13 protein-coding genes and 1 pseudogene are annotated in these 12,217 nt (G+C 57.9%); 8 read left to right on the top strand and 6 right to left on the bottom strand.

Going from position 1 to position 12,217, the window contains the following annotated elements:
* Positions 1-3 precede the first annotated feature (3 nt).
* A complete protein-coding gene (locus C9413_RS34370; RefSeq protein WP_039847050.1) occupies positions 4-948 on the bottom strand; it encodes a hypothetical protein in 945 nt (314 codons plus the stop codon).
* A 164-nt stretch (positions 949-1,112) separates the two neighbouring features.
* On the opposite strand from C9413_RS34370, the gene C9413_RS00110 reads away from it, so the two are divergent.
* The gene (locus C9413_RS00110; RefSeq protein WP_039846520.1) at positions 1,113-1,550 is read left to right on the top strand and encodes a metallopeptidase family protein; all 438 of its coding nucleotides are present in this window, start codon (positions 1,113-1,115) and stop codon (positions 1,548-1,550) included.
* 1 nt (position 1,551) lies between these two features.
* On the opposite strand, the gene C9413_RS00105 is transcribed toward C9413_RS00110, so the two are convergent.
* Together C9413_RS00105 and C9413_RS00100 are read right to left on the bottom strand one after the other, a co-directional pair.
* The gene (locus tag C9413_RS00105) at positions 1,552-1,758 is read right to left on the bottom strand and encodes a DUF1737 domain-containing protein (RefSeq protein ID WP_022717565.1); all 207 of its coding nucleotides are present in this window, start codon (positions 1,756-1,758) and stop codon (positions 1,552-1,554) included.
* Entirely contained in the window at positions 1,755-2,678 is a 924-nt protein-coding gene (locus tag C9413_RS00100) for a CoA ester lyase (protein ID WP_039846521.1), read from the bottom strand. Before C9413_RS00100 ends, C9413_RS00105 begins: the two co-directional genes overlap by 4 nt.
* Before the next feature lie 111 nt (positions 2,679-2,789).
* On the opposite strand from C9413_RS00100, the gene C9413_RS00095 reads away from it, so the two are divergent.
* From C9413_RS00095 to C9413_RS00080, 4 genes are all read left to right on the top strand, one after another.
* The gene (locus tag C9413_RS00095) at positions 2,790-3,020 is read left to right on the top strand and encodes a hypothetical protein (protein ID WP_039846522.1); all 231 of its coding nucleotides are present in this window, start codon (positions 2,790-2,792) and stop codon (positions 3,018-3,020) included.
* Positions 3,021-3,109: 89 nt separating this feature from the next.
* Positions 3,110-3,718 carry a 3-isopropylmalate dehydratase small subunit gene (gene leuD, locus C9413_RS00090; protein WP_039846523.1) on the top strand — a complete coding sequence of 203 codons (609 nt, stop codon included), beginning with the start codon at positions 3,110-3,112 and terminating at the stop codon, positions 3,716-3,718.
* Positions 3,719-3,898: 180 nt separating this feature from the next.
* Complete coding sequence (leuB, locus tag C9413_RS00085) at positions 3,899-5,011, top strand: 3-isopropylmalate dehydrogenase (protein ID WP_170250093.1); 1,113 nt, start codon at positions 3,899-3,901, stop codon at positions 5,009-5,011.
* A 123-nt stretch (positions 5,012-5,134) separates the two neighbouring features.
* Positions 5,135-5,893: a phosphatase PAP2 family protein gene (locus tag C9413_RS00080; protein ID WP_039846525.1), complete on the top strand. Its 759-nt coding sequence runs from the start codon at positions 5,135-5,137 to the stop codon at positions 5,891-5,893.
* Between the two features lie 233 nt (positions 5,894-6,126).
* On the opposite strand, the gene C9413_RS00075 is transcribed toward C9413_RS00080, so the two are convergent.
* On the bottom strand, positions 6,127-8,013 hold the full coding sequence (locus tag C9413_RS00075; RefSeq protein WP_039846526.1) for an MFS transporter: 1,887 nt from the start codon (positions 8,011-8,013) through the stop codon (positions 6,127-6,129).
* A gap of 206 nt (positions 8,014-8,219) precedes the next feature.
* On the opposite strand from C9413_RS00075, the pseudogene C9413_RS34365 reads away from it, so the two are divergent.
* From C9413_RS34365 to C9413_RS00065, 3 genes and pseudogenes are all read left to right on the top strand, one after another.
* A pseudogene (locus tag C9413_RS34365) lies at positions 8,220-8,419 on the top strand (hypothetical protein).
* Between the two features lie 109 nt (positions 8,420-8,528).
* Positions 8,529-9,563 carry an aspartate-semialdehyde dehydrogenase gene (locus C9413_RS00070; RefSeq protein WP_022717572.1) on the top strand — a complete coding sequence of 345 codons (1,035 nt, stop codon included), beginning with the start codon at positions 8,529-8,531 and terminating at the stop codon, positions 9,561-9,563.
* 184 nt (positions 9,564-9,747) lie between these two features.
* Positions 9,748-10,569 carry a lytic murein transglycosylase gene (locus C9413_RS00065; RefSeq protein ID WP_039846527.1) on the top strand — a complete coding sequence of 274 codons (822 nt, stop codon included), beginning with the start codon at positions 9,748-9,750 and terminating at the stop codon, positions 10,567-10,569.
* Positions 10,570-10,587: 18 nt separating this feature from the next.
* Here the strand turns inward: C9413_RS00065 and C9413_RS00060 are convergent, their stop codons facing one another.
* Both C9413_RS00060 and pdxY read right to left on the bottom strand, forming a co-directional pair.
* The gene (locus C9413_RS00060) at positions 10,588-11,229 is read right to left on the bottom strand and encodes a carbonic anhydrase (protein WP_039846528.1); all 642 of its coding nucleotides are present in this window, start codon (positions 11,227-11,229) and stop codon (positions 10,588-10,590) included.
* A 70-nt stretch (positions 11,230-11,299) separates the two neighbouring features.
* Entirely contained in the window at positions 11,300-12,178 is an 879-nt protein-coding gene (gene pdxY, locus C9413_RS00055; RefSeq protein WP_039847051.1) for a pyridoxal kinase PdxY, read from the bottom strand.
* Between the last annotated feature and the right edge of the window lie 39 nt (positions 12,179-12,217).

Genomic DNA, 12,217 nt, shown 5'->3' with positions numbered 1-12,217 from the left:
GCATCAGGGCGTCCGGCCGAACGCCAGGATAGACCCCACCTCTTGCGGGCGATCCTGTCGGTTGGAAGGTGGGGAAAGCTGAGCGACAGAATGCGCTGATTGCTCGCCTGGAGAACGAGTGCGCTCTGGTTGGCTAACGGGCAAAAACCGGCGGTCATGAGGGTTCCACTCCAGAAGAAAGGAGAGGGGAGCCGGGTTGCGGCTCTTCTCCAGGATGAGACGAAAAACCGGATTGCCGATGCCGCCATCTAACATCGAACCATCCGGCAGAGGCCGTGCGCTGGCTGGCGCAGGTTCGGCACGCAATCGGAAAATGGCGCTGCTCGCCTCCTCCTCGCCTCCCTGCCGCAACAGAAAAAGCGGGCGGCCGGAAGCCCTTGCCCGCATGCTCAATCGCCGGCTTTCTGTAAGACCGAATTGGACCGGATTGCCGCGCACCTCCAGGATCGTGGCTGGGAAGAGGCCGCTTTCGACAGCCGTTTCGGCAAGCCACAGCGCCTCTTCCAGCTTGTGTGGCGAGGCCATGAGAAAGCGTTCCGGCTCCAATCCGAAATCCTTGAGGCCCACAGCATAGGGATGCCCTGCTTCCATTGTGCATATTCTGTCACCAATCCAAAAAACCGGCATGCCATCCGCCGTCTCCTGCCGCTGCAGCCAGGCGGCTAGCGCCAGCACGAAACCGCTGGGGCCGGCCGCATCCCGCAGCATCGAAGACCGGACTTCGGTAATGCCGTTAAGCGGCAGACCGCCTTCAAGCGCTTCATCGAGAATGGGAATGTCAAAGGACAGACGCAGCGGCGTGTTTGCAGGTCTTAAATAGGTTTCATCACCAGCCGCAAAAGCTTCTTGCGCCGCCGCCGCAAGCGTCGGTGCCGGCTTGCCTTCGAGTTTCGCAATGGTTTCGCGGAGCGCACAAAGCTGCTCGCGCGCCACGGCCGTCTGCGCCACGACGTTCACTCCAAAGTCAGATTGTTCCTGTTATGTTCTTATGGATTCCAGAGCTTTCTAAAAGAGTCAACACCCAATTCTTATGAATTTATTCCTGCCTTTGATTCCACACTCGAAAATCACCCGCAAAGGTTCTATATGGGCGCCAAAGGAAGGGAATTTTCATGGCCCGCATAGACAAGAGCGAGGATTGGCGGGACCGCCATGCCCCAACGCTCAGCACATTCGAGTCCCTGGCGATGGACGCCTATAGCCACTTGCCGGATGAATTCCGCTCGCTCACCGACAATCTAACGATCGAAATCGAAGACTTTCCCGACGACGATGTTTTCGAGGATATGGCGCTGGAAACGCCGTTCGACCTGCTTGGCCTCTTCGAAGGCCGGGGTATTTCCGAGCGCTTCACGGTCGAGACCGGCGAGATGCCCAATCGTATCCGCCTCTACCGGCGTCCCATTTTGGATTATTGGGCGGAAAACGATGAAACGCTCGGAGACATCATCACCCATGTTCTCATCCATGAGATCGGTCACCATTTCGGGCTGAGCGATGACGACATGGAGCGGATCGAAGCGAGCGTCGAGGAGGCCGTCGAGCGCTGACCTATTGCTCGGAGAGCTTCATCTCCGGATGATAATCCTTGCCTTCGACCTCTTTGACGATCGCCTGGCCGGCAATCACCTGGCCGGTCTGAATATTGTAGGTCAGCGACGGTGCACCGTGAAGCGACCAGCCCTTGTTGAGCGCATCGGTTACGCGATGGCAGAACGCGGCGTCGTCCTGGCCGGTCAAAAGGCGATAGAGCTTCATGATAAAGGCTTTCGTTCAATAGTCTGGCGTTCGGAAATCAGGCGGGCTTTATGGACCAGGCTTTCCGCCTGGACAAGATGCAGCCGCTCAATCATCCGACCGTTCAAGGTGATGACGTTGAGACCTTCGGCCGAAGGATCGGCGAAAGCGGCAATGATTTCTTCCGCCTCCCGGATGGCAGCCTCATCGGGAGCAAAGTGCCGGTTGGCAGCCTCGATCTGCATCGGATGGATCAGCATTTTGCCATCGTAGCCCATGGCCCGGGCATGCGCGCATTCGGCCTCGAAGGCATCTACTTCCTTAAAATCATTGAAAACGCTATCGATCGCATCGAGACCATAGGCGCGCACGGCGAGGATGACCTGCATCAACCATGGCACGAGATAGGTTCGGCCCGGTTGAGGCAGAACGCCGGTCTCCTTGCGCAGATCGTTCAGCCCGACGACGAAGCAATCGAGTCTCGAGCCGAGGGTGCGGCCAGCCTCTGCGATTGCCGCCGCGTTCAAGATACCGCGCGGCGTCTCGATCATCGCCCAGATACGCAAGGTCTCTGGTGCATCCGCATCAGCAAGAAGGTCGCTCACGGCCATGACATCCTGCGGTTCGTCCACCTTCGGCAAAAGTACCGAATCTGGCCGAAGCGCCTGTACTAGCTCCATATCGGCATGGCCGAAAGCCGACGAAAGTGCATTGATGCGGATGATCTTTTCCTTGTTCGTAAGCGGCTTGCCCGAAAAGAAGGTTTTCAGGTTTTCGCGGGCCTCCTCCTTCTTCTCCAGCGCCACGGAATCTTCGAGATCGAAAATGACGGCATCGCAATCGAGGGCATGGGTCTTTTCGAGCGCTCGGAGATTGATTGCGGGAACGCTCAGCACAGAGCGGTGCAAACTGAAGGAACGGATGGGCGAATTCTGGCTCATCACGAATGTGTGCCAAGCTTTGTGAAGAGTGACAAGACAACAAAAAGCCATGCTTGACTTGCAGAAATAAAAAACAAGGACCACATTCCTTTCGAAGAAAGGTCTAAACTCATGCAGAATATACGCTCCATCTTCCTCATGCTGGCAGGGATCACTGTATTCGTGGCGCTCGCTGCTCTCACCTTTTCGGTGACGCTCGCCGTTGGCGGTATCCTGACCGTGCTGATGGCTGGCCGCGCGCTTTCGATGAAGATGAAGCCGGCGCCCGTCCGCGCCAAGGCTCAGCCAAAGCGCGAAATGCGCATCTGGAACGACGGCCGCGGCACGATCATCGATCTCTAAACGCGCCCCAAGATTCTCCTTCATTTTTACGGCGTTTTGCTCTATTGCCGGAGCAATCGTTGAAAAACGGCATACAAAGGCAGGTTTCCATGGAAAAGTTCGTGAAGCTCACGGGCGTTGCAGCACCCCTCCCGGTCGTCAATATCGACACGGACATGATCATTCCCAAGGATTACCTGAAGACCATCAAGCGCACCGGCCTCGGCACGGGCCTCTTTGCAGAAGCCCGCTACAACGAAGACGGCACGCCGAACCCGGATTTCGTGCTCAACAAACCGGCTTATCAGAATGCCAAGATTCTCGTTGCCGGCGATAATTTCGGCTGCGGTTCCTCGCGCGAGCATGCCCCGTGGGCGCTTCTCGATTTCGGCATCCGCTGCGTCATCTCCACAAGCTTCGCGGACATCTTCTACAACAACTGTTTCAAGAACGGCATTCTCCCGATCAGGGTCAGCCAGGAAGACCTCGACAAACTGATGGACGACGCTTCGCGCGGTTCCAACGCCATCTTGACGGTTGATCTCGAAAACCTGGAAATCACCGGCCCGGACGGTGGTTCGATCAAGTTTGACCTTGACGAATTCAAGCGCCACTGCCTGCTGAACGGCCTTGACGATATCGGCCTGACGCTGGAGAAGGCCTCTGCGATCGACAGGTTCGAAAAGTCAAACGCCGCGTCGCGTCCCTGGGCAGCTTAATCGCCCGAACGCGAGCATGCGATCAAGCCGGGCTTCTACCCGGCTTTTTCTTTGCTTCCAAGCCAGGATTCACATCGCCATCGTGAGGCAGCAAACCGTACCGATTCAGCCGTTCTGTTCCTTGAAATGGCGTCCGGCGGGGTCTAAGAAGCCGCAGCTTGTTTTTCCGCGGAGGGTTTCATGACAGCGCGCAATCTTTTCCTGCTGCCGGGCGACGGCATCGGTCCCGAGGCAATGGACGAGGTCCGCAAGATCATTGCTTACATGAACGAGGCGATGAACGCCGGCTTCGCCATCGGTGAAGGCCTTGTCGGAGGCTGTGCCTACGATGCGCATGGCGCGGCCATCTCCGAAGACGACATGAAAAAGGCGCTGGCGGCGGATGCCGTTCTCTTTGGTGCAGTCGGCGGTCCGAAATGGGACAGCGTGCCTTATGAAGTGCGCCCGGAAGCGGGTCTTCTGCGCCTTCGCAAGGACCTGGAACTCTTCGCAAACCTGCGCCCGGCAATCTGCTATCCGGCGCTTGCCTCCGCCTCCTCGCTGAAGCCTGAACTTGTCGAAGGTCTCGACATTCTCATCATCCGCGAACTGACGGGCGGCGTCTATTTCGGCGAGCCGAAGGAGATTATCGATCTTGGCAACGGCCAGAAACGCGGCATCGATACGCAGGTCTATGACACTTATGAAATCGAACGCATCGCCGGCGTCGCCTTCGAAATGGCCCGAACCCGTCAAAACCGTGTCTGTTCCATGGAAAAGCGCAACGTCATGAAGTCCGGCGTGCTCTGGAATCAGGTCGTGACCGAGACGCACAAGGCAAAATATTCCGACGTCCAGCTGGAGCATATGCTGGCCGATGCCGGCGGCATGCAGCTGGTACGTCAGCCCAAACAGTTCGATGTCATCGTCACCGACAACCTCTTCGGCGACATGCTTTCCGACGTAGCGGCGATGCTGACCGGCTCGCTTGGCATGCTGCCGTCTGCTTCTCTCGGTGCGCCGGATGGCAAGACAGGCAAACGAAAGGCGCTCTACGAACCGGTCCACGGCTCCGCTCCCGACATCGCCGGCAAGGGCATCGCCAACCCGATTGCGATGATCGCCTCCTTTGCCATGTGCCTGCGTTATTCCTTCAACCTCGTGAAGGAAGCCGACAATCTTGAGAGGGCGATCGCCAACGTTCTCGACAAGGGTATGCGCACGGCCGACATCATGGCCGAAGGCGCCAACAAGGTTGGAACTGTCGAAATGGGCCAGGCGATCCTTGCCGAGTTCAAGACGCTTTCTGCCTGATATTTCACGTGAAACGCTTCTCCGCCCTTCGTATCTATCGGTACGGAGGGCTTTTTATTGAAGGTATCAGTTCCGGTTCCTATGTCCTGCAAACGACGAAGGGCAAAACGACGAAGGAATGGAATGAGCAATACCGCCGATCACAAACCAGGCTGCCGATCCTATCTTTGCAAGCGCTACGACGCCCGACGCACGATCCATCGCAGAGTTCCCTGGAAGGCGTTCACGCTTTCCGCGATCAATGTGGTCGTCATTGCCTTTTTTGTCTTCGACAGACCGCTCGGACAGGCAGCCAAAAGCCTCTCGCCTCCCTTGGTATCGATCGCCGGCGACGTAACGGATATCGGCCGCCTTGCTTGGATCCTTGCGGGGCTTTGCACCGTTCTTGCTACCGGTTACGCCGTTCGCCGACGGCTTTGGAAGGTCCGCCGTCAATTCCGCATGGCCTATTTCGTCCAAATGACGGCATATGTCGGGCTTTCCGTCATCCTGGCCAGTGTCTGTGCCAACGCCTTGAAATTCCTGATCGGGCGGGCGCGTCCGCTTATCTATGAGCAGGAGGGCATTTTCAGTTTCTCGCCCTTGAACATGGATTTCCTGCATCAGAGCTTCCCATCAGGTCATTCGGCCAATATCGGCGCGCTCTTTGTGGCACTCATCCTCCTTTTTCCGCACGTCAGGCTCATTTTCATCGGTATCGGGCTCTGGCTCGGTGCAACCCGCATCATCATCGGCGTCCATTATCCAAGCGATGTCGTAGCGGGACTGGCACTCGGTGCCTGGCTCGCATTTGCCGTCTCAATCCTCTTTGCCCGCTTCGGCCTGGTCTTTGCTGTCGGTCGCGAAGGCTGGCCTGTGCCACGGCTCAGCAGGCTTATTTGAGTTCTGCGTAAAAAACTGTCGTTACCGTCTGCTGCCGTTGCTGTTGCTAAAACACTTTTCTAACGGATGACTTTTCGAGGTAGTCATGGATGACCGCGATCGTCTATTCGCGCTACGGGCTCCATTCAACCCGGGTCCTGACGGACGGCCGACGCCGAAAGGGCTTTTGCGGATAAAAAAACCGGCGCCTTTGGAAGGCGCCGGGTCCCGTTTCTCAATTCTGATGGTTTGCCTCAGTCCATCGTGCGGATATCGCGGTCTTTGGTTTCCGGCAGGAAAATCATGCCGATGACCAGGGTGATGCCCGCAAAGATGATCGGGTACCAGAGACCGTAATAGATGTCGCCCTTGAAGGCGCTCATCGCGAAGGCGGTTGCCGGAAGCAGACCACCGAACCAGCCGTTGCCGATGTGATAGGGCAGCGACATGCCGGTATAGCGGATACGGGTCGGGAAGAGCTCGACCAAAAGGGCAGCGATCGGCCCGTAGACCATCGTCACGTAGATGACGAGGACCGTCAGGACAGCGACGACGCCTACCCAGTTGAGCCTTGCCGGATCGGCAACCATGGTGAAAGCACCAGCGTTGGCGACCGTGTAGACAGCCATGTCGGTGACGCCCTTGGCCTCGTCGGCTGTCAGCAGCTTGTCGGTCACGAGCTTGGAGGCTGGGACCGTCTCCTTCTGACCTGCACGAAGCGCATCAGCATTGAGAGCCAGCTCCGGATTGGCGGCGATAAAGGCATCGAGCTTGGATTCCGGAACCTTGGCCGCACCGCGAACCAAGGGGTAGCCAGCGTCGCGAAGCGCGATGTTGATGCCCTTTTCGAACGCGCCGTTCATGGCTTTCGCCTTATCGCCAGCGGCAGCGGCATCATAGCTGGTAATCGTGTCGTCGGCGATTTTAACCGTGGCGGCTGAACCGGCGGCCCCGCTGACAACATCATAGGGTACCGAATTCTTCGTCAGGAATGAAGTGGCGATATCGCACGAGGTGGTAAACTTCGCGGTGCCGGTCGGGTTGAACTGGAACTTGCAATCGCCCGGTGCCGCAGTGACCGTTGCGCGGATCGTGGCCTGTGCCTCTGCAAGCGCCGGATTGGCGAAATTGGTCAGAGCCTTGAACAGCGGGAAGTAAGTCACCATGGCGAGCAGAAGGCCGGCCATGATGATCGGCTTGCGACCGATCTTGTCGGAAAGCCAGCCGAAGAAGACGAAGAAGCCGGTGCCGAGCAACAACGATGCAGCGACCATCAGGTTGGTCGACTGCGCGTCGACTTTCAGGATGTTCTGCAGGAAGAACAACGCGTAGAACTGACCGCAATACCAGACGACGGCCTGCCCCATGACGGCGCCAAAGAGCGCAAGCAGCGCCACCTTAGCGTTGCGCCACTGGCCGAAGGCTTCCGTCAGTGGCGCCTTCGAACCCTTACCCTCGGCCTTCATCTTCTGGAAAGCCGGTGACTCGTTCATCTTCAGACGGATCCAGACGGAAACGCCAAGCAGGACGACCGAGACGAGGAATGGAATACGCCAGCCCCAGGCGGCGAAATCGGCGGCGCCAAGCATGGACTGGACGAAGAGAATGATCAGCAGCGAAAGGAACAGGCCGAGCGTTGCCGTCGTCTGGATCCATGACGTGAAGAAGCCGCGCCGGCCATGCGGCGCATGTTCGGCCACATAGGTCGCTGCACCACCGTATTCGCCGCCGAGCGCCAAGCCCTGCAGCAGGCGCAGAGCGACCAGGATGATCGGAGCTGCAATACCGATTGACGCCGCACCTGGAAGGATACCGACTAGGAAGGTTGACAGACCCATGATCAGGATCGTGATCAGGAAGGTATACTTGCGGCCGACCAGATCGCCGAGGCGGCCAAAGACCAATGCGCCGAACGGGCGCACCAGGAAACCCGCTGCAAAGGCGAGCAGCGCGAAGATGTTTCGCGTCGTTTCCGGATACTGGCTGAAAAAGGTAGCGCCGATATAGGTGGCGAGTGAACCGTAAAGATAGAAGTCATACCATTCGAAAACAGTCCCGAGCGACGAGGCGAAGATGACCTTCTTCTCCTCGCCTGTCATCGGGCCGACTCTCGCGTCTCCGACGCTTGCGACATTTGCCATTGTCTGTCCTCCACAGAGTGATAAGCAACGAGACGCGCCCCAAGCTCTCCTCAAAGCATCCTTGGACGCAACTCGCCTGACGAGAGTGTGACAGAAAAGGATTCGGAGAAAGAGAGCGGCTTTGGGATTATGACTTTAGTCTAATGCCTATGCACAGATTGTCGCAGGCGAGGCTTCTTCCGGTTTGGGCCGCAACCTCTGCCCAAGTGCTCGACAGAGAGCAAGGTTGCAAAAACCTTGACTCCTGTGGAAAACCTTTTATGAGCAACGGCGGAAAGGAATATCCATGGTTCGCGACGAACACGCCATTGCTGCGCGCAATGATCTGGCACCGGGTGCCGGGATGGATATTGCTGTTCCGGTTTCTTCCAAAACCAAGGCCAAAACGACGACGAAAACCGTCTGACGTCTCTGGCCTGCCGCTCTCTCCCCGGCCCGGCTGGGGACAGGAAGCCGCGATCGTTTCGCGCCTTCCCCCTCACCGGACAGAGGAGAGAAGAGAAAGAGAGCTTGAAATGGGATTCAAAGTTGCAGTTGCGGGAGCGACCGGAAATGTGGGCCGGGAAATGCTCAACATCCTCTCGGAGCGCGGCTTCCCCGCCGACGAAGTCGTGGCGCTAGCCTCCGCGCGTTCGCAGGGTACGGAAGTTTCCTACGGTGACCGGACACTGAAGGTTTCCAATCTGGAGAACTACGATTTCTCCGATACCGACATCTGCCTGATGTCTGCTGGTGGCGAGGTGTCCAAGAAATTCTCGCCGAAGATCGGCCAGCAGGGATGCGTCGTGATCGACAACTCCTCCGCCTGGCGCTACGACGCCGACGTGCCGCTGATCGTTCCTGAAGTGAACCCGGATGCCGTGACGCAGTTCACCAAGCGCAACATCATAGCCAACCCGAATTGCTCGACCGCACAACTCGTTGTGGCTTTGAAGCCCCTGCATGACTTCGCCAAGATCAAGCGCGTTGTCGTCTCGACCTACCAGTCGGTTTCCGGCGCAGGCAAGGACGGCATGGACGAACTCTTCAACCAGACACGCGCCGTCTTCGTTGCCGATCCGATCGAAAACAAGAAGTTCACGAAGCGCATCGCCTTCAATGTCATTCCCCATATCGACGTCTTCATGGAGGATGGCTACACCAAGGAAGAATGGAAGGTTCTAGCCGAGACCAAGAAGATGCTCGACCCGAAAATCAAGGTCACGTGCACGGCGGTACGCGTTCCGGTTTTCATCGGCCATTCGGAATCGGTCAATATCGAGTTCGAAAACGAGATCACCGCCGATCAGGCGCGCGAGATCCTGCGTGACGCTCCAGGCTGCCTCGTTATCGATAAGCACGAAAACGGCGGCTATATCACGCCTTACGAATCTGCCGGCGAAGACGCGACCTATATTTCGCGCATCCGCGAAGATGCGACCGTCGAGAATGGCCTCAATATATGGGTGGTGTCGGACAACCTACGCAAGGGCGCTGCTCTGAATGCAATCCAGATTGCGGAGCTCCTCGTCAACCGCGGGCTGATCAAGCCACGCAAGAAGGCCGCCTGACACCAATAATTAACCATACTTTACTATCAGCCCCGCATATCACCTGATTATGCGGGGCTCCTACGAAAGCTGGCCGACGGCCATCAGGTTGCAAGGCCCACCGAAGGGTGATCGTGACAAAATTATCTGCTGCTGGCATTCTTGCGCGGCGCCAAGCTTGTGCAGATGGAGATCGGGGTTTCTTATGAGCATGACAAAATTCTTTGTGGCGGTCGTCGCTGCGGCGAGCGTACTCCAAGCTCTTCCGGCAGCAGCAAAGGCTGCCCAGTGCGGCAACAACAGCGCGGGTTTCCAAGCCTGGGTTGCAGACTTCAAGCAGGAAGCGGCCGCCAGCGGCGTCAGCCCATCGGTGCTAAACCGGGCCTTCGCCAATGTAAGCTATAATAAATCGACAATCGCAGCCGACCGTGGCCAAAAGAGCTTCAAGCTGTCCTTCGACGCATTCATGAAGAAGCGGGGCGGCGCAACGATCATCTCCCGCGGCAGAAGCATGAAACGCGCCAATCAGGGACTCTTTGCCTCGATCGAAGGCCGCTACGGCGTTCCGGCCGGTCCGCTTATTGCGATCTGGGGAATGGAGACCGGCTTCGGCAGTTATATGGGCAATCAGCATACCCTATCTGCCGTTTCGACGCTCGCTTACGACTGCCGCCGCTCGGATTATTTCACCGATCAGCTTTACGCCGCTCTGCAACTTGTTTCCGAAGGCTATCTGAACCCGCAGGCTCGCGGCGCGGCACATGGCGAAATCGGCCAGACGCAGTTCCTGCCGCGCAATGTGGTCCGTTTCGGAGCCGACGGCGACGGCAACGGCCGCGTCGACATGGTTGGCTCGCGCGCTGATGCCCTGGCTTCGACGGCAAACTTCCTTAGGGGCCATGGCTGGCAGCCCGGCGCCGGTTATCAGCCAGGCGAAGCGAACTTTGCAGCAATCGCAGGCTGGAACGCCGCAACGGTCTACCAACAGGCAATCGCTTATATCGGCCAGCAGATCGACGGCCAGTGAGCTTCCCGCCCGCGAAGGTTATACTTCCGGGCGGATAAAATCGAGCGTTTCCGCGTCCATCACCCATAGTTCACCGGTCGAGATATCGAACCACGCCCCATGCAGGGCGATCTTCCCCGCCTCTTCAAGCGCCTTGATATCCGGAAAACTTCTGAGGTTATTGAGCGAGTTGCGGATCGAGACGCGCTCGAGCGCCGTCTGGCGCTCAGCGGCAGTCATTACGTCATTGCTTTGGATCTGCTCGGCAGCGGGCCGGACGAGCGACATCCAGCGGCCAATGAAATCACCAGGCGACAGCGGTTCGGAATTGGGATCAAGCGCTGCGCGGATACCGCCGCAGCGGCCATGGCCCATGACGACGATGTCGGAAACCTTCAAGACCTGTACGGCGAATTCCAAAGCGGCAGATGTCGAGTGAAAATGGCCATCCGGCTCGTAAGGTGGTACCATGTTGGCAACATTACGGATGACGAAAAGCTCACCGGGGCCAGCGTCGAAGATAAGTTCCGGTGCTGCGCGCGAGTCCGAACAGGCAATCACCAGCGTATTCGGACTTTGCCCGTTTTCAGCCAGCATCTTATAGCGGTCGCGGGCGTCGGCGTACCGCCCGTTCATGAAGTTGCGATAGCCGTCCAGAAGTGAAGTTGGAAAACACTGCATGACTGTCGATTAGCGCGCAGACGCGGCAAGATCAACTGCTGCGCACGCGAAATGCGCAAACGGGCGCCCGCTAACTCTTCTTCCGTTGGGCGGGGTGCATGAGGCGGCGCATCTGCACCATGGCCATCGGTGTCGACAGGCTTGATGCATCGCTTGCGAGCGTAAGCTCATCGCTGCCGCGTTTGACCGCACGCACCAGCACTTCAAAGACGCTGGCTGTTGCAAGCTGCAGCGCCTTTTCGTCGTCCATCCCGGATAGGAGCCGCGAGAGGAAGACGGCCGCCAGCAGGTCGCCCAGTCCATTCGGCGGCTTGTCGACGACACGATGCTCGGCAAGCAGAGCATGGCGGCCGGAAAGATAGAGATTTCCGGTGCCCCCAGCCATCATCGCAATAGCGGAGGTGACAAGCATGCGGGAAGGACCGAGTGACAAAGCAGCCTCCATAACAGCTGTATTGTCCTCCAATGGTGCGCCCACCATCCAGGCCAGCTCATAGCGGTTGGGTGTCGCCAAAGACGCAAGCGGGATCAGATGGTCGCGGATCGCCTCCGCCGTCGCTTCGGGCACATAGAGACCTCCCAGATCGCCCATCACCGGATCGCAGACATAAAGCAGCTCGGAGTTCTTTTCACGCAATGCACTGACCAAACGGGCAACAGAACTAGCCTGGGCAGCGTTTCCGAAATAACCAGACAAGACTGCCTTCACTTCTCCAACCCACGGTGCACGGATGAGATCATCGATGGCGGCATCGAAATCGGCCTCCGCAAAAGTGAGCCGGGTCGAACGGCCATGACCGGGATGCCAAGGCAAAATGATCGTCGGCAGTGCCCAGACCTGATGGCCGAGCGTCTCAAGCGCGAAGACAGCGGCACGATTGCCGACCGAACCGCGAACGACATGGCTGGAGATGACGATCACCGTTCCTGCAGCACTATTATCCGGCATAGTCATTTAAACCCTGAATTCGATGCGCTGTTGATCGTC

Source organism: Rhizobium sp. SEMIA 4085 (assembly GCF_013004495.1).
Classification (GTDB): domain Bacteria; phylum Pseudomonadota; class Alphaproteobacteria; order Rhizobiales; family Rhizobiaceae; genus Rhizobium; species Rhizobium gallicum.
This window is presented reverse-complemented; position numbering and strand designations above follow the sequence as displayed.

What these genes read in the sequence shown, in the direction of transcription:
- C9413_RS00075 (WP_039846526.1), bottom strand. Translation starts at nt 8,013, where the DNA reads ATGGCAAATGTCGCAAGCGTCGGAGACGCGAGAGTCGGCCCGATGACA.
- C9413_RS00095 (WP_039846522.1), top strand. Translation starts at nt 2,790, where the DNA reads ATGCAGAATATACGCTCCATCTTCCTCATGCTGGCAGGGATCACTGTA.
- C9413_RS00070 (WP_022717572.1), top strand. Translation starts at nt 8,529, where the DNA reads ATGGGATTCAAAGTTGCAGTTGCGGGAGCGACCGGAAATGTGGGCCGG.
- C9413_RS00110 (WP_039846520.1), top strand. Translation starts at nt 1,113, where the DNA reads ATGGCCCGCATAGACAAGAGCGAGGATTGGCGGGACCGCCATGCCCCA.
- C9413_RS00065 (WP_039846527.1), top strand. Translation starts at nt 9,748, where the DNA reads ATGAGCATGACAAAATTCTTTGTGGCGGTCGTCGCTGCGGCGAGCGTA.
- C9413_RS00100 (WP_039846521.1), bottom strand. Translation starts at nt 2,678, where the DNA reads ATGAGCCAGAATTCGCCCATCCGTTCCTTCAGTTTGCACCGCTCTGTG.
- leuB (WP_170250093.1), top strand. Translation starts at nt 3,899, where the DNA reads ATGACAGCGCGCAATCTTTTCCTGCTGCCGGGCGACGGCATCGGTCCC.
- C9413_RS00060 (WP_039846528.1), bottom strand. Translation starts at nt 11,229, where the DNA reads ATGCAGTGTTTTCCAACTTCACTTCTGGACGGCTATCGCAACTTCATG.
- pdxY (WP_039847051.1), bottom strand. Translation starts at nt 12,178, where the DNA reads ATGCCGGATAATAGTGCTGCAGGAACGGTGATCGTCATCTCCAGCCAT.
- leuD (WP_039846523.1), top strand. Translation starts at nt 3,110, where the DNA reads ATGGAAAAGTTCGTGAAGCTCACGGGCGTTGCAGCACCCCTCCCGGTC.
- C9413_RS00105 (WP_022717565.1), bottom strand. Translation starts at nt 1,758, where the DNA reads ATGAAGCTCTATCGCCTTTTGACCGGCCAGGACGACGCCGCGTTCTGC.
- C9413_RS00080 (WP_039846525.1), top strand. Translation starts at nt 5,135, where the DNA reads ATGAGCAATACCGCCGATCACAAACCAGGCTGCCGATCCTATCTTTGC.